Origin of the sequence: Bradyrhizobium amphicarpaeae (assembly GCF_002266435.3) — a bacterium.
Classification (GTDB): Bacteria; Pseudomonadota; Alphaproteobacteria; order Rhizobiales; family Xanthobacteraceae; genus Bradyrhizobium; species Bradyrhizobium amphicarpaeae.
This window is the reverse complement of record NZ_CP029426.2, coordinates 6,232,198-6,253,794: the sequence shown is the minus strand read 5'-3', so window position 1 is coordinate 6,253,794 and position 21,597 is coordinate 6,232,198. Positions and strand designations below refer to the sequence as shown.

Here is a 21,597-nt window from a genome sequence, read left to right as displayed (position 1 = left end):
CATCCGGGACTTGGCTCGCACCGTTCCCGGGTATCGCTGCGCTCACCCGGGTTACGGACCTTCATCCGGAATACACTTCAACTGGATTGGAACCGCGCCGCGCCTGATCGGTTACTTGGGCTGACCCCCGAGGAGGACCATCATGGATACGGACCGGATTGTTGGAGCGGCCAAGGATTACGCCGGTAAGGCGGAAAGCGCGATCGGAGACATGGCAGGCGATTCCAAGACGCAGGCCTCAGGCAAGGCACGGGAAGCTGCGGGGACCGTGCAGAATCTCTACGGGCAGGCCAAGGATGCCGTGCGCGATGCCACGGATACCGCGGCGAGCTACGCCAAGGACGCCTACGAGAACAGCGGCGATACTTTCCGCGACGGCTCGCAGGCGATTGCCCAGAAGGTGAAGGATAACCCGCTCGGTGCACTGATGGTGGCCGGCGGTATCGGCTTCGCGCTCGCGCTGCTGATGTCGCGCCCCGCGCGCCGTCCGCCCACGCGCTGGCGTTATTGAGGCTTCCAACCAAGTCGTAACAGACTCTGGATGTCGTGCCCCGGACGCAATGCGGCGTTGAAAAACGCCGCATTGCCGGCCGGGGCGCATTCTTTTGTAAATGCCATGAACCGGCTCTGCGCAGCAGCATTACACGCTGCGCCCGTCCGAGAGCGAGACCTCGCTTACCGGAACATCTCCGCCGATCGCCCGACGCTGCCGGGCGGGCGCGGAATCCCTGGATTTGCGTTGGGATTCGGGCTGCGCGGCGCGGGCGTCAGTTGACGCGGCGCAGGCGCAGGCTGCGGCGAACCGAAGCCGAAGAAATCACGCAGCGACGGCTGGGCCTGGGCCGGCTGCTGCACCACCGGCGGCTTCTTCGGCGCGAGCTTTTGCGGAGCGATCGCCGCGGCTGCGCCCGGCGCAGCGGAAGCCGCACCGCCATCAGGCGTCGTCGCGGCAACGGGCGTATCGCCCTTGGCCTGCTCGCGGCCGACTTCGCGGCGCGGCCAGGCGTAATCGTCGGCACGGCCGGCGGGAGCCGCCAGCGGCTCACCCTTCACCATCGTCTTTGCGGCCAGCGCGTCGACGGCGGCGGGACGCGAGCCTGGGCCACCCAGCAATTGATCGGTCGAAATCGAGGCTGCAACCAGCGGCACGATCGGCCCCGCCAGCGGCCGCGGTGCGGGCTTGCCGGGCTCGGCGCTGGTGTCGGGCGTCGCCGGCTCGCTCGGCAGCGCGATCGGGCCGGAGCGTCCTGCCAGCAGGCGCGTGATCTCGCGCTCGACATAATGCGCGAGTTTGCGCGCGCCGGGCTTGGTGAAGTAAACGCCGTCACCGCTGCGCAGCTGGCGGATCTGACCTTCGAAGTCCGGGCCCTTCTGCAGGAAGCGGCCGGCCTCATCGACAAAGCCGTCCCAGACGTCGACATAGGTGATGCCGGCCTTGGCCGCGCCTTCACGGTAGAGCGAATCCAGGAACAGCATGTCCGCGGTGCCCTTCGGGCCGCGGATCGCGGGCAGGCCGACCCACAGCACCGGCACGCCCTTGCTCTTGAGGACGCCCGCGAGCTCTTCGATCTTCTTGCCGTAGAGCTCGACCCAGCGCTCGTCGCGGAATTCGTAGAGGCCGTTCGGATTGCGCGCGGTCTTCTCCGGCGCGGCCGCCGGCGTGTCGGCGTTGTCGGCATCGTCCTGCGGCAGATCGGCATCGGCAGGCTTGTCGTCCGGCTTGGCGGCGGTGTCATGGCCGGGCTTGGTATCCCCCGGCTTCGCCGGCTGTTTGGCGCGCGCGCCCTTGTCGTTCTTCTTGTCCTTGTCTGCGGCGGCCTTGTCCGTCTTGTCGGCGACGGGCTCGCGGATCGCGCTGCGGTCGTTGAGGCCCAGCATGACGACGATCACGTCGGGCTTTTCGGTCTCGAGGATGCCCCTTGCGGCAGCCGTCCAATCCGCGGGCTCGCCGCGCGGCTGATACCTGATCAGACCCGACGTGGTCCGGTGCTTGCGGATCACGCCCATGTCGGGCTGCTCGGCATACGCATCCTCCAGGCCGTAGGCGAGCCAGTCGGCCATGGCGTCGCCGATCACCAGCACGTTCTTCTCAGGCGTGGTGTCGCGCTTGGCGGGCGAGGGCGCGCGCGAATAATCCTGGCGCGGCGCTTGCGGCTGTTGCTGCTGGAACGGTGCAAAGAAGTCGCCGCCGAACCAGCCGCCGCCGCCTCCACCGCCCCGTTGTGGCGGCGGAGCCTGGCGCTGCGGCGGGCCGCCGAAGCCGGGGAAGTTGAAGAACTGCGCCGAGGCGGGCCCCGCGACCGAGACCAGAATCGCAAGCGCCGTCCCCAGCGCGATCAGCGGGCCGGTCTCGGTCAGCACCTTGAACAGGGACTTCGGCTTCGACATGCGATCTCGGGCCAGCGCAATGGGGGTCTGGAACAGGTCCATATAATACCGGAATCAGGCCGCAAACGGGCAAATTCCATCGCCATAAATCGCCCGATAGGGCCGGCGGTCAAGGCCGATCCTAGCGACGTCGACGGGAACGGTTACCGGCCAGAACCGGGGCAGTACGGATCCGCTCCCAATTGTGATCCATCCGACAACCTGAATGATATTTTCGGAATAAGATCCTCCTGTAATTGCAATTATCCCATTTCAGCAACGTTAATTTGTGGAGTCTTAGCCATGCAGGACATGACGAAGTCGCGTGCGCAAGCGGAGCAGTTGCTCGAGAAGCAGGCGGAACAGGCCAAGGCGAAGCGGCCGCAAGGCCATGGACGGGCCGAACGTGGTCTGGATGCGGTGGCTTACCATCCGGAAGGTTTTGGTCGGTTCGGCCGGATGTTCCCCGAACTCGCCCGTGCCCGTTTCGGCGATACTCTGCCGCAGGAGCAGGAGGTCATGAAGGCGATCGCCGCCACAATGATCAAGACAGGCGATCTCGGCGCTCCGATCGACGAGGCCGAGCCGGTGGACGAAAATCCGGCGATCAAGGCGGGCTATACCTATTTCGGCCAGTTCATCGACCACGACATCACCTTCGATCCCGCCTCCGATCTCGACCGCGACAATGATCCCAACGCAACCGAGGATTTCCGGACGGCCCGGCTCGATCTCGACTCCATATACGGCCGCGGGCCGGCGGATCAGCCTTATCTCTACAATCCGGACCTCACCATCAAGCTGGGCTTCGACAAGACGCCGGCCTATCTGAAGGGCAAGAAGCGTTGCGACGTGCAGCGCGCGCCGCGCGACGAGAGCGGGGAAGTCGACGACGCACACCAGGATTGCCCACGTGCCATCATCGGCGACAAGCGCAACGATGAGAACAACATCGTCATACAGATCCATGCGCTGTGGCAGCGATTTCACAACAAGATCATGCTGGATCTCGCCAAGCCCTCGACTGCGAAGGGAAATGAGCGCCCTGGCATCACAGGGCTTGCGGCTTTCAACACGGCGCAGCGCATTGTGCGGTGGCACTATCAATGGGTCGTGCTGCACGACTTCGTGCGGCGCGTCGTCGGGGACAAGATGTTCAACGCCGTCTACAACGGCGGCAAACCGAATATCCAGTTCTACAAGCCGGAAGCCGCGCGCTATCCGTTCATGCCCGTTGAGTTCTCGGTCGCGGCCTATCGGTTCGGTCACTCCATGGTCCGGCCAAGCTACTCGCTGAGCGCGGAGATACCGCATCAGAAGACGAATTCGCTCGATCGACTGGCCATCTTCAAGCCGAACTTCAGCTGCGACGACGTGCAGAGCCTGAACGGCTTTCGTCCGTTGCCGCCGGAATGGGGCATCGACTGGAGCTTCTTCCTGCCCGACGTGAAAAGCGATCTGCCGAAACCAACGAAGGAGCTTCCATTCGGAAACTTCATCCGGCCGCAGCCGGCCTATCGAATCGACTCGATGCTCGTCGACCCGCTGGCCAGCTTGCCTGATCTGCGCAATGAAAGGCTCGATCGCAGGTCTCTGCCGAGCCTGAATCTCCAGCGCGGCATAGCGCTTGGCTTGCCGAGTGGGCAGGCGGTGGCACGGCGCATGGGTTTGACGCCGCTGACCGACGAGCAGCTCTGGATCGACGAGGGAAACCTGACCGACGAAGCGGCCGTGAAGGCCCGCCGCGAGATGTTCAAGGCGAATTTCGCACAGCTGCATGAGAATGCGCCGCTCTGGTACTACATCTTGCGCGAGGCCGAACTGACCGATCAGGTCAAGACCGCCTTCGAGGACGACGCCAAGAAGAAGCGTACGGCAAAGCTCGGCGGCAGCCGGCTGGGTGACGTGGGCGGCCGTATCGTCGCCGAGGTCCTGATCGGCCTCGTGGTCGCCGACAGCCAGTCCTATCTCGTCCAGGTCCCGCACTGGCGGCCCAGCGTGAAGGACATGTCGGCTCCGGGAGCCAGGTTCGAACTCTCCGACGTCGTGAACTACGTTGACAGCTGAGGAGCCGGCGCGGCGCGATTTTACCGTCCGCGCAGCCGTTCCAGTGCGTCGGAGGAGGCAAAACCGTCCGCGGGCACTCCGATCGAGGCCTGGAAATTGCGCAGGGCTTCCCGGGTCTGGCCGCCGAACTGGCCGTCCGGGGTACCCTTGTAGAAGCCGCGCTGGGCCAGCAGCTGCTGCAGTTCCAGCCGCTCGGTGCGGGACAGCTCGCGTTCCTGCCGCGGCCAAGGCTGCACGAAGGGCTGCCCTCCGCGCAGGCGGTCGGCGAAATGGCCGATCGCCAGCGCGTAGGCCTCGGCCGGGTTGTACTTCATGATCACCCGGTAGTTCTGCAGCATCAGGAAGCCGGGCCCCTGCGCGCCGGCGGGAGCCAGCAGATAGGCTTTCTCTCCCGGATGCGGGAATGGCTGGCCGGTCGCGCGCTTGAGCCCGAGCTTCTCCCATTGCGCGATCGGCATCGCCTTGGCGCGGTCGGCCAGCATGTAGTTGAAGCCCTTGGGCACCACGACCTCGAAGCCCCAGGTCTGGCCGGCCTGCCAGCCGTCTTTCTTCAGGTTGTTGGCGGTCGAGGCGATCAGATCGGTCGGATTGTCGACGACGTCGCGGCGGCCGTCGCCGTCACCGTCGACGGCAAAGCGTTTGAACGCGGTCGGCATGAACTGGGTCGGGCCGAACGCGCCGGCCCAGGAGCCGCGCATCTGCTCGGGCCTGAGATCGCCGCGGTTGACGATCTCCAGCGCGGACAGGAACTCGTCCTTGAAATAGGCCTGGCGGCGGCCGATGCAGGCGAGCGTCGCGGTGGATTGCAGCACGCTGCGGTCGCCCATCTGCGTCGAATAATTGGACTCGATGCCCCAGATCGAGGCGATGATGTAGCGATCGACGCCGGTGGCCTTTTCGGTGGCGTCGAACTGCGCCTTGTATTTGGCCAGCACCTCGCGGCCCTTGGCGAGGCGGTTGTCGTTCACGAGGATGTCGAGATAGTCCCAGATCGACTTGGTGAACTCCGGCTGCGAGTCCATGAGGTCCATGATGCGCAGATCAGGCGAAAGCCCGGCCGTGAAACGCTGGAAGTTTTCCTGCGTGACGCCGCGCCGCGCGGCATCGGGCCACATCCCGGCGACGCAATTGTTGAAATTGGAGGCCGCCTCGCGGATCGCCGCGGCCGTCATCAGCGGATGGCCGGAAGCGCCGTCCTCGCCGCTCCAGGGCAGGGCGCCGCCGGGACCGGGCGGGGCTTGCGAGGGCGCCGGGTTCGCACCCGAGAAGAGGCCGCCGAACAGGTTGGACAGGCCGTTCTGCGCCTGGGCGTGTGCGCTGACGGGCAGCAGCAGCGCGCCCGCGATCATCGCCGCGCCGGTCACGGCTCCCGCCCGTCTTGCCTGCCCTGCCACCAATTGCGTCATGTCCCACCCATAGGCCTGAAAAATCCGGCATCAGGAGGCCCGGTTACGGTTGCCAATAGCTTAACAAAGGTAAAATTTTGGTGGCGGCCTTTTTCTTAACTCTGCGCGGATGAGGCCCCACATCCGCCTTTGTTGGCGGCTGCAAACAGGCTAGCTAGGAGCCATTGCGCTGTTCCAATCCCCGTTCCACGTGCCCCCAGGTATTCGAACAATCACATGAAAATTCGCAAAGCCGTATTCCCCGTCGCCGGCCTCGGCACCCGTGTCCTGCCCGCCACCAAGGCGATGCCGAAGGAAATGCTGACCATCGTCGACAAGCCGCTGATCCAGTACGTCTATGACGAGGCGCGGGAGGCCGGCATCGAGCACTTCATCTTCGTCACCGGCCGCAACAAGAGTGTCATCGAAGACCATTTCGACCGGATGTACGAGCTCGACGCCACGCTGGCCGCGCGCGGCAAGAAGGCCGAGCAGGACGTCCTGGCGCAGAACCAGCCCGAAGCCGGCGCCGTCAGCTTCACCCGCCAGCAGGCGCCGCTCGGCCTCGGTCATGCGGTCTGGTGCGCGCGCGACATCGTCGGCAACGAGCCGTTCGCCGTCGTGCTGCCCGACGAGCTCGTGCTCAACTCGCCCGGCTGCCTCAAGCAGATGATCGAGACGGCCTCGACGCTCGGCGAGAAATCCAATCTGGTCGCGGTCGAGGCAGTGCCCGACCATCTCACCCATCAATACGGCATCTGCGGCGTCGGCAAGCGCAACGGCAAGATGTTCGAGGTCGACGGCATGGTCGAGAAGCCGGCCAAGGGCACCGCGCCCTCCAATCTCTCGATCACCGGCCGCTACATCCTGCAGCCCGAGATCTTCAAGATCCTCGAGACCCAGGAGCGCGGGGCCGGCGGCGAGATCCAGCTCACCGACGCCATGATCGGGCTCGCCAAGTCGCAGAAATTCTACGGCGTCGAGTTCGAGGGCGAGCGCCATGATTGCGGCTCCAAGCCCGGCTTCCTCCGCGCCAACATCGCCTACGGCCTGAAGCGCCCGGAGCTGCGCGACGGACTGATCGCGGAGATGAAGAAATATCTGGGGCAGTAGCCCCAATCGTCATTGCGAGCGAAGCGAAGCAATCCAGAAACCCTCCGCGGAGATGGTCTGGATTGCTCGTCGCAAGGGCTCCTCGCAATGACGGAGAGAGGGGGCTCTCACGCCACCAGCGACAGCTTCGGCAGGCTCGCGACCACCGACTGATTGCGTCCGCCGGCCTTCGCCGCATAGAGCGCCTTGTCGGCGGCGGCGACCAGGATGGCCCAGTCCATGCCGGCGGTGGGAACGAGGCTGGCGACACCGCAGGACACCGTGGAAATCACCTCGTCGTCGGACCAGCCTTGCACCTTGGCGCGGATCGCCTCGGCGACCTTGAAGGCGTCGGTGGCAGACGTGTTCGGCAGCAGCACGGCGAATTCCTCGCCGCCATAGCGCGCGGCGCAGTCGCCGGCCCGGCTCACCGAATCGGAAATGCAGATGGCGATGCCGACCAGCACCTGGTCGCCGGCCTGGTGGCCGAAGGTGTCGTTGTAGGCCTTGAAGTGATCGGCATCGATCATCAACAGCGCGACCGGCGCCTTCTGGCGCATGGCTCGCCGCCATTCGACGTCGATGACCGAATCGAACTTGCGGCGGTTTCGCAGGCCGGTGAGCGCGTCCGTCGTCGCCATCTCCTCGAGCTTGCGTTCGGCCTCGGCGCGGCGGCCGATCTCGCGCGCGAGCACCAGCGTCGATCCCAGCATGAACAGGATGAGCGCCACCATAACGGCACCGATCCGGTAGGCTTCCTTCTGCCACAGCTCGAACACCGCGCTCAGGGGCTTGCCGGCAACGACGAACAGCGGGCTCGTGCCGCTGCTTCGAACATACAGCCTCGGGGTCGTGTCGACGGGGCCCTGGCCGGCATAGGCACCGCCCGCACGTAGATTGTCCGCCTTCCAGTCCTGGCGCGCGCCGAGGTTCTTGCCGATCACGTCGAGGTCGAACGGCCGCCGCATCATGATGGTGCGGTCGCGGTTGAGCACGGTGATGGTGTCTTCGGGGCCGAGGTTCAGCCGGTCGAACAATTCGTGGAAATAGCTGAAGCGGATCGAACCGGCGACGACGCCTATGAAGCCGCCATCGGTGTCGCTGATGCGCCGGCTCAGCACGATCGAATAGGCGCCGCGAAACAGCATGGGACGGCTGATGAACAGTCCGGCTCCGGGGTTGTCGCGATGGACCTTGAAGTAGTCCTCCTCGCTCCGGTTCTCCGGTGCAGGATCGAGCGTGGAGGCGTCGATCGTCAGTTTGCCCGCAGCATCGAACACCTGGATGGCACCAAAATGCCTGGCTGTCATGGCGTGGTCGAACAGGATCAGGTGACGGATCGGCTTCGACACGGTCGCGAGTTCGGGCAGCAGCATGTTGCTGGCAACCGCCTTCAGCGCCAGGTCGTAAATCTCGACGTTGCGGCCTATGTCGGATTCGATGGTCGTCGCCAGGTTCTCCAGCGTCTGGCGGGCGAGCGCCTCCTCGCCCCGGCGCATGTCGAGCATGACGTTGACGCAAATGGCGGAAAAGCCGATCACCGTCACCACGGACGAGATGATCAGCAATTTCGCCGAAATCCGCCACGGCCGGCGGGCCATGACTTCGCGCCATCCAGACAGCATCGCTTGCTCCCGATCCCGATGGATGCGCCCGAAAGCTTGAGTAGTGTTTAAGCCGCGACGCCGCTGTCGCAATGAGTTAAGAAACGGTTTATCCGGCTATCGATTTTCAGCAGGCCCGATCGATTGGATGATCCGGGCTTGGGACGAGAGGACGATTGTGAACGACTACGACGCGTTGCGCGAATATCTGCTGCGGCAGAAGCAGGCCGAATTCGTCCTGAGCTTCGAACAGATCGAGGAGATCATCGGCGCCGCCTTGCCGCGCGCGGCCAACCGTGCCTCATGGTGGGACACCTCGCGCAGCCCCGACATCCAGATGCCGCAGCGAGAGGCCTGCCTCGCCGCGGGTTTCAAGGCGATGCGGATGCCGGATGGGGAGAGCGTGCGGTTCACGAAGCTGAAGAAGGACGGGCGGCGCTAGCGCGATTCCTCCTTTCTCCCCTTGTGGGAGAAGGTGGCGCGAAGCGCCGGATGAAGGGTTGCTTCGGCATCTTCAACTGAGAGATTTGGACTCGCGGAGACATACCCCTCACCCCCGCTCGCTGCGCGAGCGGACCCTCTCCCGCAAGGGGAGAGGGAAGAAAGATCAGCTCGCCGCTTCCAGCCGCACTTCCGTCAAGAGCCGCATCGCGGCGTCCGCGTCCATCGGCTCGCCGAAGGCAAAGCCCTGCGCGTATTCGCAGCCCATCTGGTAGAGCTCGACCGCGTCGGAATCGGTCTCGGCGCCTTCGGCCACCACGTCCATGCCGAGATCGTGCGCGAGCGCGATGATCGACTTCAGGATCACGGGGCGCGTGCCGCGGTTGGTGGTACGCACGAAGGACTGGTCGATCTTGATGGTGTCGAACGGGAAGCGCTGCAGATAGGCGAGCGACGAATGGCCGGTGCCGAAATCGTCGAGCGACAGCCCGGTGCCGAGCTCGCGGATCCGCGTCAGCATCTGCGCCGCGTGCTCCGGATTCTCCATCACCAGCGATTCCGTCAGTTCGAGCTTGAGCGTGCCGCGGGCCACCGAGGAGCGCGACAGCACGGTACGGATGTCGTGGATCAGATCGTGGCGCAGCAACTGCCGCGACGAGACGTTGACGGAGGCGAAGATCGGCTCGCGCGAGCGCATCGCGCGCTGCCAGATCGAGAGCTGCTTGGCGGTCTGGTCGAGCACGAACATGCCGAGGTCGACGATCAGGCCGGTCTCTTCCGCGATGGTGATGAATTCCGAGGGCGCCATGCGGCCGAGCTTCGGGTGATCCCAGCGCACCAGCGCTTCGAAGCCGGCGACCGAACGATCCTCCAGCCGAACGATCGGCTGGTACAGGATGGTGAGCTCCTGCCGCTCGATGGCGCGGCGCAGCTCGCTCTCCAGCGTCAGGCGGTCGGTCTTCCGCGCGCGCATCGCGGGCTTGTAGACGTCGATGCGGTCGCCGCCGATGCGCTTGGAATGGTACATCGCGAGCTCGGCGTCCTTGATGATCTCGTCCGTCAGCTGCGTCTGTGGATCGGAGAGCGCAAGGCCGATCGACGCCGTGAGGAAGATCTCGCGGTCGTTGAAGGCGATCGGCGCGCGGATGGTCTTGCGGATGGTCTCGGCGAAGGCGGTGATGCGGGCCGGGTCCTGCTCCGACAGCAGGATCAGGCCGAACTGGTCGCCGGCCATGCGGGCCAGCGTGTCCTGCGGTTTCAGGATGCGGGTGAGGCGGCGGGCGAGGGTGAGCAGAATGGAATCGCCGACCGCGATGCCGACGGAATCGTTGACCTGCTTGAAGCGGTCGAGGTCGATCACCATCAGCGTCGGCCGCAGCGTCGGCATGGTCTTGGCGAAATGCGCCACCGCACCCAGCCGGTCCATGAACAGTTTTCGGTTGGGCAGGCCGGTGAGATTGTCATGCACGGAATCGTGCAGCAGGCGCTCCTCGGCATTGCGCAGCTCGGTGACGTCGGTGAGCGTGCCGACCACGCGCGAGACCTCGCCGTCGGAGCCGACCACCGGGCGCGCCTTCAGCGCGAACCACATGAAATGGCCGTCCGGCGTGCGCAGGCGGAAATCCTGAACCAGGCGGCCGCGGCGCTGGTCGAGCACGCTGTCGAGCGCGGCGCGAAAGCGGTCCTGGTCGAGCGGATGCAGTACTTCGAGCCAGGAGGCGGCCGGGCCTTCCAGCGTGCCGCGCTTCAGTCCGAGCAGAGCTTCGGTCTCGGGGCTGGTGAAAACCTTGTCGGCGGACACGTCCCAGTCCCAGATCAGGTCTCCGGACCCGGCCAGCGCCAGGGCGCGCCGCTCGATGTCGGAGACCACGCCGGTGGTGGCGCCGCCGCCCGCAAAGGCGTGCTGCATCACCGTGAAGCCGATCAGCATCACGATCAGGACGAGGCCGCCGAGCAGGGCCGGGCCGACGATGTCGTTGGTCACGGAACCCGCCACCGTCATGCCGGCCGCGACCACCCAGACCACCAGCAGGAACCAGGTCGGGATCAACAGCACCGCGCGGTCGAAGCCGTGGGTGGAGAGGTAGACGATCAGCGCGAAGCCGGCGAAGGCGATCAGCACCAGCGAGATGCGCGCGATGCCGGAGGCCACCGCCGGATCGAACAGGGCCAGCGCGACCAGCGAGCCCAGGAACGCCAGCCAGCCCACCGTGATGTGCGAATAGCGCACGTGCCATCGACTGAGATTGAGATAGGCGAACAGGAACACCAGCAGCGTGGCCGCCAGGATCGCCTCACCCGCCGCGCGCCAGATGCGCTCGGCGTTGTTCGACATATCGAGCACCTTGCCCCAGAACCCGAAATCGACGCCGATATAAACCAGCACCGCCCAGGCCAGCGCTGCGGCCGCCGGGAACATGATGCTGCCCTTCACCACGAACAGAATGGTGAGAACGAGAGCCAAAAGGCCGGAGATGCCGATCACAATGCCCTGGTAGAGCGTGAACGAGTTGACCTTGTCCTTGTAGGCTTCCGGCTCCCACAGATAGAGCTGCGGCAGCTTGTCGGTGCGCAGCTCCGCGACGAAGGTCACGACGGCGCCGGGGTCGAGCGTGACGCGGAAGACGTCGGCGGTCGGGCTTTCCTGCCGCTCCGGCCGGTCGCCGGTGGATGGCGTGATGGTCGCGATGCGCGACAGGCCGAGGTCGGGCCACAGCAGCCCCGAGGAGACGATGCGGTAATGCGGGGCGACGATCAGGCGGTCGAGCTGGTCGTCGGTGTTGTTGGCGAGCGCGAACACCACCCAGTTCTGGCCGCCTTCGCGGGCGCGCACCTCGATGCGGCGGACGATGCCGTCGGTGCCCGGCGCAGTGGAGACCTGGATGCGGTCGGCATCGCTGCGCTGATGCTCGAGCACGCCGGTGAGGTCGATCGCGGGCGCGTCGCTGCGGACGCTGACAGCGTCGAGCGCGCGCGCGGGATACGCGGCGACGAGAATCATGAGGCCCAGCGCGATGGGCGCGAGGCACCTGATCAGACGCAAGGTCAGTTCTCCGCGTTCGACGCAAACTCTTCAGATGAAGACGATTTCAGACCGAACGGGTGCGTTCGGTGCGTCGCGATAGATGCCACGAAAGCAAGGAAAATCAAAGGGTTTCCGCCGCTGCCTGTGGGCCGGCGGCCTAGACCTCCAACACAATTTTGCCAATATGTGCGCTCGTCTCCATGCGCCGGTGCGCATCGGCCGCCTTTTCCAGCGGGAAAGTGCTGTCCATCAGCGGTTTGACCCGGCCTTCGCGCAAAAGCGGCATCACTTTCGCTTCGATCGCGGCCACCATCGCCGCCTTGTCCGCATTAGTACGGGGGCGCAGGGTCGAGCCGGTATGGGTCAGGCGCTTGACCATCACCTTGGCGATGTTGACGGTGACCTTGGGGCCGTTGAGGGTTGCGATCTGCACGATCCGGCCGTCGACCGCGGCGGCATCATAATTGCGGTCGACATATTCGCCGGCGACCATGTCGAGGATGAGGTTGACGCCTTCCTTGTTGGTCGCTTCCTTGACCACGGCGACGAAGTCTTCGCTCTTGTAATTGATGGCGCGATCGGCGCCGAGCTTGAGGCAGGCATCGATCTTGTCCTGCGATCCCACGGTGACGAACACCTTCGCACCGAACGCCTTGGCGAGCTGGATCGCCATGGTGCCGATGCCGGAGGAGCCGCCATGGATCAGCAGCGTCTCGCCTGCCTTCAGGCCACCGCGCTCGAACACGTTGTGCCAGACCGTCATCAGGGTTTCCGGCAGCGCGCCGGCTTCCTTCATGGACAGCGCGGGCGGAACGCTCATCGCCTGGGCGTCCTGGGCGATGCAGTACTGCGCATAACCTCCGCCGGCAACGAGCGACATCACCTTGTCGCCGATCTTGTGCCGCTTGGCATTGCTGCCGACCGCCACCACTTCGCCCGCGATCTCGAGACCGGGCAGGTCGCTGGCGCCGGGCGGCGGCGGATAGGCGCCGGAGCGCTGTGCGACGTCGGGCCGGTTGACGCCGGCAGCCATCACCTTGACCAGGATTTCGTCGGGACCGGGCTGCGGAAGGGCGCGTTGTTCCGGCACCAGCACCTCCGGTCCGCCCGGCTTGGAGATGGCGACCACGGTCATTTGCGCAGGCAGCTTGTCCATGATGTGTCCTTGGGTGAAGGTGCGGGATGAACGAGGCCATTGATTAGCCAGCGCGCTCCGGACTGGCAACTGTCTCAGCCGTGTGGTCCGGTCCGCGGACGAGAGGAGGAACGAGGATGGCGACGGAAGACGACGACCGCCCGCGCAAGAAGATCAGCCATGAAATCGGACAGGACCTCTCACTGTTGTCGGTCGAGGAACTGACCGAGCGCGTCACGCTGCTGAAGTCCGAGATCGCAAGGTTGGAGGAAGCCGCCACCAAAAAGCGCGCCTCGCGCGACGCGGCGGATAATTTTTTCAAGAAGTAGGCTCTCGCGCCTCCCATCGTGTCCCGGACGCGGTGCAGCCGTGCAACGCTGCTCCGCTGAGCCGGGACCCATGTCTCTCCAACGCCTCACCCAAAGCGCTGGGCCCCGGCTCTGCAACGCACCGCTACGCGCTGCGCTGCGTCCGGGGCACGAGACCCCACTCGGCCACTGACCGACATGGCTAACGAACCCTCAAAAAAATCGCTCGTTTACTCCAGATTAAGCTTTCGGGTTTATGACTGGAACTGTCCTCGTTTGGACACCGAGTGGCTCCTGTCCACTCTGTTTGACGCCTCCCTGTTATCAACTTTCAAAGCCGCCGGTCATCCGGCGGCTCTTTTTTTGCGTTTTTGCATCGCGTTGCGGTTGAATTCCCGGGGAGCAACCCGTGGAAACCATATCCGCGCTTGTCACTGGACTCGGCGTCCCGCCCGCGCAATGATTTGTTCATCATAAGCCGGCTGCCAAAGCCGGGCAGTCAAACAGTTGCGTAAGAGGCGTTAACCATGGAACGTTTGCAGGCCGACGGCGCTCTCGTTCAACTCAGCGAGCGATTCACCAATTCTGCGGCGTTCGGCGTCCTGTTCCGCGAGGGCATGGATCTTGTCGAAGAGACCGCCGCCTATCTCGACGGCGCCGGCCGCACCGAGGCCAAGGCGCTCGATCGTGCGGTCAGCCTTACCTACGCGACCGAGAGCATGCGCCTCACCACCCGCCTGATGCAGCTTGCTTCCTGGTTGCTGTTGCATCGCGCGGTGAAGGAAGGCGAGATGACGCTCGGCCAGGCCAACCGCGAGAAGACCAAGGTCAAGCTCAGCGCCGCCGATCCCGGCCCCGACGACACCATCGAGAAGCTGCCCTCGCAGCTCCAGGATCTGATCTATCGCTCGATGAGCCTACAGACCCGCGTGCGCCGCCTCGACACCACCATCCACACCCCGCCGGCCGAGTACACCGCGATCGGCAATCCGCTGGTGCCGCACCTCAACGCGCTGAAGGCGGCGTTCGAGCGGTAAGCGCCGACCGAAAATCCGATGTTGATCCCGTCACCCTGAGGTGGCCGCTCCTTCAGCGGCCCTCGAAGGGCGACGGCCCGGCTGCCAGCGTGGGGCCGTGCATCCTTCGAGGCTTCCGGCGCGATGCTTTGCATCGCGCCGCTCGCGCCTCCAGCGACAATGGCTTCGCCATTGCGCGGGGATGACGGGTCTGGCAGCGAGGCGATGACACGCCCCAAAACAAAAACGCCCCCGTCTTGCGGGGGCGTTTTCGTCTCCAGCCTTTGCGGGCCGGATCAATCCTTTTTGAGAAAGCCCGAAAACTTCTTCTGGAAGCGCGAGACGCGGCCGCCACGGTCCAGCATCTGGGCGTTGCCGCCGGTCCAGGCCGGGTGCGACTTCGGGTCGATGTCGAGGTTCAGCGTGTCGCCTTCCTTGCCCCAGGTGGAGCGGGTCAGGTACTCGGTTCCGTCGGTCATCACGACCTTAATCGTATGATAATTCGGGTGAATTTCGGCTTTCATGGCAATTCCTCGGCGCCCCGGCGCCTTCTTGGGTGGCTAACGAATGACGGATTTGGGCGGCTCTATACCGCACGAAACCCCACAAAACAAGCCATCCTGGCCTCTGAACCGGGCTAGCCCCTAAGGGACATCCCGGATTTGCCACTACCCTTGCACCGGCCTATTGGGAGCAAACGAATGCAATGGGTTGGATCTCATGAGCGCAGTGGAACGGCTTGATGGCCAGTATGTCGACCAGCCCAAAATGAACGCCGCGGACACCCCCTCGATCGAGGCCGAGCTGATCGAAGAGCCGGCCAAGGGTCGCGCCAAGCTGCGGCCGCTGCTTGCGCTGGCGCCCTATGTCAGCCGCTATCGCGGCCGGGCGGCGCTGGCCTTCGTCGCGCTCACGGTCGCGGCATTGACCACGCTGCTGGTGCCGGTCGCGGTGCGCCGGATGATCGATTTCGGCCTGACGCCCGAGGGCATCGAGCTGATCAACGATTACTTCTCGGTGATGCTCGCGGTGGTGGGCGTGCTCGCGCTGGCCAGCGCCGCGCGCTACTACCTCGTGATGACGATCGGCGAGCGCATCGTCGCCGACCTCAGGCGTGACGTGTTCGCTCACCTGCTCTCGCTGTCTCCCGCCTTCTTCGATTCCGCACGCAGCGGCGAATTGATCTCGCGGCTGACCGCCGACACCACCCAGCTCAAATCGGCCGTCGGCGCCTCGGTATCGATCGCGCTGCGCAATCTCATGATGTTTCTCGGCGCGACGGCGATGATGGTGATCACCAGCCCGAAGCTGTCGGGCTTCGTGCTGCTGGCCATTCCCCTGATCGTGCTGCCGCTGGTGGCCTTCGGGCGCTGGGTGCGGCGTCTGTCGCGCAACGCACAGGACACGCTGGCCGAGGCGTCGGCCTATGCGGGCGAGCTGGTCGGCGCGATCCGCACCGTGCAGGCCTATACCAGCGAGGCGTTCGCCGAGAAGCGTTTCGGCGGCGAGGTCGAGCAGGCCTATGAGGCCGCGCGGACCTCGACCCAGGCGCGATCCGTGCTCACCGCCATCATCATCTTCATCGTGTTCGCAAGCGTGGTCGCGATCCTCTGGATCGGCTCGCATGACGTGCTGTCAGGCGCGATCTCGCCGGGCCGGCTCGGTCAGTTCGTGCTGTATGCGGTGTTCGCCGCAGCGGGCCTCGGCCAGCTCAGCGAAGTCTGGGGCGAGGTCTCGGCGGCGTCGGGCGCGGCCGAGCGCCTGTTCGAGATCCTGCGTGTGCAGCCCGACATCAAGGCGCCCGCCACGCCGCGCGCGCTGCCGGTGCCGGGACGCGGCGAGGTCGGCTTCGATCAGGTCAGCTTTGCCTATCCGGCGCGGCGCGACGTCAAGGTGCTCGATGCCGTCTCGTTCACGGTGCGCCCCGGCGAGAAGGTCGCGATCGTCGGTCCGTCCGGCGCCGGCAAGAGCACGATCTTCCACCTGCTGCTGCGCTTCTACGACCCGCGCAGCGGTGCGATCTCGCTTGATGGCGTGCCCGTCAGATCCGCCGACCCCCGCGATTTCCGCGCGCGCATCGCGCTGGTGCCGCAGGAATCGAACGTGTTCGCCGCCAGTGCCCGCGAGAACATCCGCTTCGGCCGGCCCGGTGCGACCGATGCGGAGGTCGAGCGCGCGGCCGAGCTCGCGCATGCCGCCGAGTTCATCCGCCGCCTGCCCGAAGGTTTCGACACCCCGCTCGGCGAGCGCGGCGTGACGCTGTCCGGCGGCCAGCGCCAGCGCATCGCGATCGCGCGTGCCATCCTGCGCGACGCGCCGCTCTTGCTGCTCGACGAAGCCACCTCCGCGCTCGACGCCGAAAGCGAAACGCTGGTGCAGACCGCGCTGGAGGAGCTGATGCGCCACCGCACCACGCTGGTGATCGCGCATCGCCTCGCGACAGTCTTGTCCTGCGACCGCATCCTGGTGATGGACCAGGGCAAGATCGTCGAGCAGGGCACCCATGCCGAGCTCGTGGCCGCGAACGGGCTTTATGCACGGCTGGCGAGGTTGCAGTTCGAGGGGGCGTAAAGGTCTTTCTGGTGGTCGCGTAAGCTATTGATTTTGCTTGCGTGGCCTACTGTGCATGGGGTTGTTTTCGCACTTTTGCTTCGTCTCACCGGCACTTCGGCGACAGCGCCGGCACATTTGGCCATGACCAGTTCTTCCAACTGCCGTCCTCACCGACGCAGGCCGACGGGGCTGGGCCGCTCGACGGCGCAGCCGCATGCATCGCTTCGCGCGATGCAAAGTGCTGGTCGACATAGGTCGTCGACAGATAGCCGGCAACGATGACGCCGAGAAAGACCGAGGAGCCCTGGGCCAGGTCGCGCAGCTTCATCGATCGTCTCCCATCCGCTTGCCATCGCTCATTGCACCAACGACTAGCAGACGCCCAGGGATCCCAGCGTGATGGGCCTCACGCTCGCCAAATCATCTTCAGCACCGGCCGGCCCGAGGTCGGGTTCACGTCGTCGCCGGCATGGGCAAAGCCGTTGCGCTCGTAGAAGCGGATGGCGCGAATGTTGTCCCTGTTGACGAGCAGCGTGATGCCCGACGGCGACAGGCGTTTCGCTTCGTCCACCAGCAGCCGCGCGGTGTCCGAGCCCCAGTGATCCGGCCCCACCACGAGCTGGTCGAGATAACCCTCGTCGTCGATGGTGACGAACCCGGTCAGCGCGCCGTCCGCTTCCGCGACGACGATGGACGCCTTCGGCACCAGATCCTTGCGCCAGCGCTCGCGCCACCAGTCGAGCCGCGCGGCAAAATCGATCTGCGGATAGGCCTGCTGCCAGGTGCGGTGCCAGAGGTCGATCGTCGCCGCTTCGTCCTCGACGCGATAGGGACGCAGATGGATCATCCGGATACACTCGTCATGGCCGGGCATAGCCGTTCGAAGGACGGCGTCGCTTCCGCTCGCCTCTGCCCGGCCATCCATCCACTTCGCAACAATCTTGTCTGATGGATTGCCGGGTCAAGCCCGGCAATGACAAGATGTGGCGTAGCCGACACCACTACCGCTCCGTCAGCTTCAGCTCGATACGGCGATTGCGCTTGTAGGCCTCTTCGGTGTTGGCGGTGTCGAGCGGCTGAAACTCCGCGAAGCCGGCCGCGACCAGCCGCTGGGCGGGCACGCCGAGCGAAACCAGATATTGCACCACCGAGATCGCGCGTGCCGATGACAGGTCCCAATTGGATTTGAAGGTCGGGCCGTTGACCGGACGCACGTCGGTATGGCCGTCGACACGCAGCACCCAGGGAATTTCGCTCGGGATCTTCTTGTCCAGATCGATCAGCGCGGCAGCGAGCGTGTCGAGCTCGGCGCGCCCCTCGGGCAGCAGCGTCGCCTGTCCGGTGTCGAAGAACACTTCGGACTGGAACACGAAGCGGTCGCCGACGATGCGGATGTCCGGCCGGTTGCCGAGAATCGCGCGCAGCCGGCCGAAGAACTCCGAGCGGTAGCGCGACAATTCCTGCACGCGCTGCGCCAGCGCCACGTTCAGGCGCGAGCCGAGATCGGCGATGCGGTTCTGCGATTCCTTGTCGCGCTTCTCGCTGGCGTCGAGCGCCTCTTCCAGCGCCGCCAATTGCCGGCGCAGCGCGCTGATCTGCTGGTTCAGCACCTCGATCTGGGCCAGCGCCCGCGCCGAGACCGCCTTCTCCGAATCCAGCGCCTTGCCGAGCTCGGAGGTCTTGCCCTGGGCGTCGTTGCCGGCGGCGGCGAGGCCGTCATAGAGGCCCTTGATGCGGTCGCGCTCGGTCTCGGCCGAGGCGAGGCCGGCCTTCAATTGCGAGACCTGGTCGTCGAGCGTGAGCTTGCCGAGCTTCTCCAGCGACAGCAGCTCGTTGAGCTGCGCGATCTTGGCGTTGAGCTGCTCCAGCGCCTTGTCCTTGCCGGTGACCTCCTGCGACAGGAAGAACTGCACCACCAGGAATACCGACAGCAGGAACACGATCGACAGCACCAGCGTCGACAGCGCGTCGACGAAGCCGGGCCAGTAGTTGAAGGAGGTATCGCCGCGGCGGCCGCGCGCTAAGGCCATTTACGTCTCCGTTCGTTCTCTCGTGTCCCGGACGCGCTGCAGCGTGGAACGCTGCTGCGCAGAGCCGGGACCCATCTGTTGCTCAGAAGGTGCTGGGCCCCGGCTCGGCAGCGCACCACTGCGTGCTGCGCTGCGTCCGGGGCACGAAACCTTCGTTACGTCTCAACTCTTCTCGGGCTGGCGCGCGATGCGTTCCAGCAGGCGGCGGATCTCGCGGTTCTGCTCGCCCTGGCCGTCGGCCCATTCGCGGATCATCTGCTGCTCGGTGCGCATGTGCGACACCAGCGCCTGGATGGCTTCGGCAAGGCTCGCCATTGCCGCCGTGGTGCCGCGGCTGGCGCTGCCTTCCTCGAGCACCGAGCGCAAGCGTTCGACCGCGGCCTGGAGCTCGCCGCTGGCGACCCCGCCGCCGCCGCTGGAAGCGACCGCAACCTCGCCGCTGCCATATTCGCGCACGGTGGTGGCAAGCCAGTCCTCGAGGTCGGTGTAGAAGCGGTTCTGCGCCTGGCTCGATTGCAGATCGAGGAAGCCCAGGATCAGCGAACCGGCGAGGCCGAACAGCGAGCTGGAGAACGAGATGCCCATGCCGCCGAGCGGGGCGGCGAGGCCCTCCTTCAGCGTGTCGAACAGGGCGCCGGAATCGCCGCCGACCTTGAGCCCGTCGATCACCTTGCCGACCGAGCCGACCGTCTCGATCAGGCCCCAGAAGGTGCCGAGCAGGCCGAGGAAGACCAGCAGGCCCGTCATGTAGCGCGAGATGTCGCGGGCCTCGTCCAGGCGGGTCGCGATCGAATCGAGCAGGTGTCGCATGGTGGCCTGGGTGATCGACATCCGCCCGGAACGCTCGCCGCCGAGGATCGCCGCCATCGGCGCCAGCAGTTTCGGGTGCCGGGCCGGCGCCAGGCCGGGATCGGCGATGCGGAAATTATTGACCCAGGAGACCTCGGGATAGAGCCGGATGACCTGGCGGAAGGCCAGGATGATGCCGATGAACAGCACCGCCCCGATCAGGGCATTGAGGCCGGGATTGGCGAAGAAGGCCTGGATGATCTGCTTGTAGAGCACCACGCCGACCAGCGCGCACAGCACCAGGAAGACCAGCATCCGCACCAGGAAGACGCTGGGTGAGGACAGCTTCGTGTACTCGATATCCATGGTGGAGCGGGGCGAGGTGCCTGACGGCATGACCGGTATCATCCATTCCAAAAGCTTGCGTGCGGTGCGCACTATGGCACAGCGCCAGCCCAAAAAAAGCGCCGGATGCGCTGATTTCGGGGCCAGTTGGGGAACCCGGACCGGAAGCGGCGCTTTGATAAGCCAGTACTTGCAGAGATTTGCCAGCCGGGGGGCGCATGAGCGTCGTTTCCGCGATCATCGGGACTGCCGAACGCGTGCCGTTGCCGGACGTCGTGATCCGCGCCGCGATCCAGCGCCTGTGCTCCCGCAGCGCAACCCGCCTTGCGGCGCAGGATGCGGCCACTGACGCCGCTTTCGCCGGACGGATGATGCTGCGGCCGATCGCCGAAAACGCGGAAGCCCGGCGTGAGGAGGTGCCCGCTTCGTTCTTCGCCAAAATGCTCGGCCCCAACCGCAAATATTCCTGCTGCTTCTACAAGACCGACGCGACCACTTTGCAGGAGGCGGAGGAGGAGGCGCTGCGCCAGACCGTCGAGCATGCCGGCCTCGCCGACGGCCAGACCATCCTCGAGCTCGGCTGCGGCTGGGGCTCGCTGTCGCTGTGGATGGCGCGGCAGTTTCCGCGCGCCCGGGTGACGGCGGTGTCGACCTCGCAGGCGCAGCGCGCTCATGTCGAGGAGGAGGCGCGGCGGCGCGGCCTGCCGAACCTGCACGTAGTCACCGCTGACATGAACGTGTTCGCGCCCGACGCCCGGTTCGACCGCATCGTCTCGGTCGAGATGTTCGAGCAGATGATGAACTGGCGCAAGCTGATGACACGGCTGCGGTCATGGCTCGCGCCGGACGGGCGTTTCTACATGCAGATCGTCACCCATCGCTCCGGCTCGCAGCTGTTCGACCGGCTCGATCGCGAGGACTGGATCGCGCAGCACGTCTTCACCGGCGGGCTGATGCCGAGCCATCATCTCGTCAGGCAGTTCGACGACATCTTCACGGTCGAGAAGGAATGGTGCTGGAGCGGCACGCATTATCAGCGCACCGCCAACGACTGGCTCGCCAATGTCGACGCGCATGGGGACGCGATCGAGGCGTCCCTGCGCCAGGTCCATGGCGAACAGACCAGCCTGTGGACGCGGCGATGGCGCTGGTTCCTGCTCGCGACAGCGGGCCTGTTCGGCTATGCCGATGGAACCGAATGGGGCGTCAGCCACTATCGGATGAAGGCTGCGGAGTAATTGCGATGTTCCGTCGCAGCACGCCGCGATGGAACCGGATTCACGATCCGGTGACTCCAGAAAACACCCGTCTTTAGAATGGGATAGGTCGTGTGACAATGAGCCGCCGATGGCCTCATTGCGTTGCAGCAAGCACCGATTATTTTCTTTTGCAAATCAGACTGTCCGGAACCTTCTGGAAGTCCGAGCGCAATGCGATTGA

General features: G+C 65.3%; 18 protein-coding genes. 8 read left to right on the top strand and 10 right to left on the bottom strand.

Features of this window, described 5'->3' with window-relative positions; genetic code table 11:
* Positions 1-142 precede the first annotated feature (142 nt).
* The gene (locus CIT40_RS29345) at positions 143-511 is read left to right on the top strand and encodes a CsbD family protein (RefSeq protein WP_094893297.1); all 369 of its coding nucleotides are present in this window, start codon (positions 143-145) and stop codon (positions 509-511) included.
* Between the two features lie 164 nt (positions 512-675).
* Here CIT40_RS29345 and CIT40_RS29340 read toward each other — a convergent pair whose 3' ends face one another.
* Complete coding sequence (locus CIT40_RS29340) at positions 676-2,388, bottom strand: SGNH/GDSL hydrolase family protein (RefSeq protein WP_094893533.1); 1,713 nt, start codon at positions 2,386-2,388, stop codon at positions 676-678.
* 282 nt (positions 2,389-2,670) lie between these two features.
* On the opposite strand from CIT40_RS29340, the gene CIT40_RS29335 reads away from it, so the two are divergent.
* A complete protein-coding gene (locus CIT40_RS29335; protein ID WP_094893298.1) occupies positions 2,671-4,434 on the top strand; it encodes a peroxidase family protein in 1,764 nt (587 codons plus the stop codon).
* Positions 4,435-4,454: 20 nt separating this feature from the next.
* Here the strand turns inward: CIT40_RS29335 and CIT40_RS29330 are convergent, their stop codons facing one another.
* Entirely contained in the window at positions 4,455-5,840 is a 1,386-nt protein-coding gene (locus CIT40_RS29330; RefSeq protein WP_193550892.1) for a lytic murein transglycosylase, read from the bottom strand.
* Positions 5,841-6,056: 216 nt separating this feature from the next.
* Between CIT40_RS29330 and CIT40_RS29325 the strand changes: the two genes are divergently transcribed.
* A complete protein-coding gene (locus CIT40_RS29325; RefSeq protein ID WP_094893300.1) occupies positions 6,057-6,932 on the top strand; it encodes a UTP--glucose-1-phosphate uridylyltransferase in 876 nt (291 codons plus the stop codon).
* A 107-nt stretch (positions 6,933-7,039) separates the two neighbouring features.
* Here the strand turns inward: CIT40_RS29325 and CIT40_RS29320 are convergent, their stop codons facing one another.
* Positions 7,040-8,536, bottom strand: a complete 1,497-nt coding sequence (locus CIT40_RS29320; protein WP_094893301.1) for a sensor domain-containing diguanylate cyclase — start codon at positions 8,534-8,536, stop codon at positions 7,040-7,042.
* 157 nt (positions 8,537-8,693) lie between these two features.
* Between CIT40_RS29320 and CIT40_RS29315 the strand changes: the two genes are divergently transcribed.
* Positions 8,694-8,957, top strand: coding sequence for a DUF7662 domain-containing protein (locus tag CIT40_RS29315; protein WP_094893534.1), 264 nt, complete (start codon positions 8,694-8,696; stop codon positions 8,955-8,957).
* A gap of 165 nt (positions 8,958-9,122) precedes the next feature.
* On the opposite strand, the gene CIT40_RS29310 is transcribed toward CIT40_RS29315, so the two are convergent.
* Both CIT40_RS29310 and CIT40_RS29305 read right to left on the bottom strand, forming a co-directional pair.
* Positions 9,123-11,999: an EAL domain-containing protein gene (locus CIT40_RS29310; protein ID WP_162307731.1), complete on the bottom strand. Its 2,877-nt coding sequence runs from the start codon at positions 11,997-11,999 to the stop codon at positions 9,123-9,125.
* Between the two features lie 139 nt (positions 12,000-12,138).
* A complete protein-coding gene (locus CIT40_RS29305) occupies positions 12,139-13,137 on the bottom strand; it encodes an NAD(P)H-quinone oxidoreductase (protein ID WP_094893302.1) in 999 nt (332 codons plus the stop codon).
* Between the two features lie 116 nt (positions 13,138-13,253).
* Between CIT40_RS29305 and CIT40_RS29300 the strand changes: the two genes are divergently transcribed.
* Together CIT40_RS29300 and rcdA are read left to right on the top strand one after the other, a co-directional pair.
* The gene (locus CIT40_RS29300) at positions 13,254-13,445 is read left to right on the top strand and encodes a DUF1192 domain-containing protein (protein WP_094893303.1); all 192 of its coding nucleotides are present in this window, start codon (positions 13,254-13,256) and stop codon (positions 13,443-13,445) included.
* A 506-nt stretch (positions 13,446-13,951) separates the two neighbouring features.
* On the top strand, positions 13,952-14,461 hold the full coding sequence (gene rcdA / locus CIT40_RS29295; RefSeq protein ID WP_094893304.1) for a protease adaptor protein RcdA: 510 nt from the start codon (positions 13,952-13,954) through the stop codon (positions 14,459-14,461).
* Positions 14,462-14,736: 275 nt separating this feature from the next.
* Here the strand turns inward: rcdA and rpmE are convergent, their stop codons facing one another.
* Positions 14,737-14,964: a 50S ribosomal protein L31 gene (gene rpmE, locus CIT40_RS29290; RefSeq protein ID WP_008137002.1), complete on the bottom strand. Its 228-nt coding sequence runs from the start codon at positions 14,962-14,964 to the stop codon at positions 14,737-14,739.
* Positions 14,965-15,160: 196 nt separating this feature from the next.
* Here rpmE and CIT40_RS29285 point away from each other — a divergent pair, with 196 nt between their 5' ends.
* A complete protein-coding gene (locus CIT40_RS29285; RefSeq protein ID WP_094893536.1) occupies positions 15,161-17,011 on the top strand; it encodes an ABC transporter ATP-binding protein/permease in 1,851 nt (616 codons plus the stop codon).
* A gap of 85 nt (positions 17,012-17,096) precedes the next feature.
* On the opposite strand, the gene CIT40_RS29280 is transcribed toward CIT40_RS29285, so the two are convergent.
* From CIT40_RS29280 to CIT40_RS29265, 4 genes are all read right to left on the bottom strand, one after another.
* A complete protein-coding gene (locus CIT40_RS29280) occupies positions 17,097-17,321 on the bottom strand; it encodes a hypothetical protein (protein ID WP_094893305.1) in 225 nt (74 codons plus the stop codon).
* A 78-nt stretch (positions 17,322-17,399) separates the two neighbouring features.
* Positions 17,400-17,846, bottom strand: a complete 447-nt coding sequence (locus CIT40_RS29275) for a GNAT family N-acetyltransferase (protein ID WP_094893537.1) — start codon at positions 17,844-17,846, stop codon at positions 17,400-17,402.
* Between the two features lie 148 nt (positions 17,847-17,994).
* Positions 17,995-19,023, bottom strand: coding sequence for a peptidoglycan -binding protein (locus tag CIT40_RS29270; protein ID WP_094893306.1), 1,029 nt, complete (start codon positions 19,021-19,023; stop codon positions 17,995-17,997).
* Positions 19,024-19,185: 162 nt separating this feature from the next.
* Entirely contained in the window at positions 19,186-20,208 is a 1,023-nt protein-coding gene (locus CIT40_RS29265; protein WP_162307730.1) for a flagellar motor protein MotA, read from the bottom strand.
* A 167-nt stretch (positions 20,209-20,375) separates the two neighbouring features.
* Here CIT40_RS29265 and CIT40_RS29260 point away from each other — a divergent pair, with 167 nt between their 5' ends.
* A complete protein-coding gene (locus tag CIT40_RS29260) occupies positions 20,376-21,395 on the top strand; it encodes an SAM-dependent methyltransferase (protein WP_094893307.1) in 1,020 nt (339 codons plus the stop codon).
* Positions 21,396-21,597 lie beyond the last annotated feature (202 nt).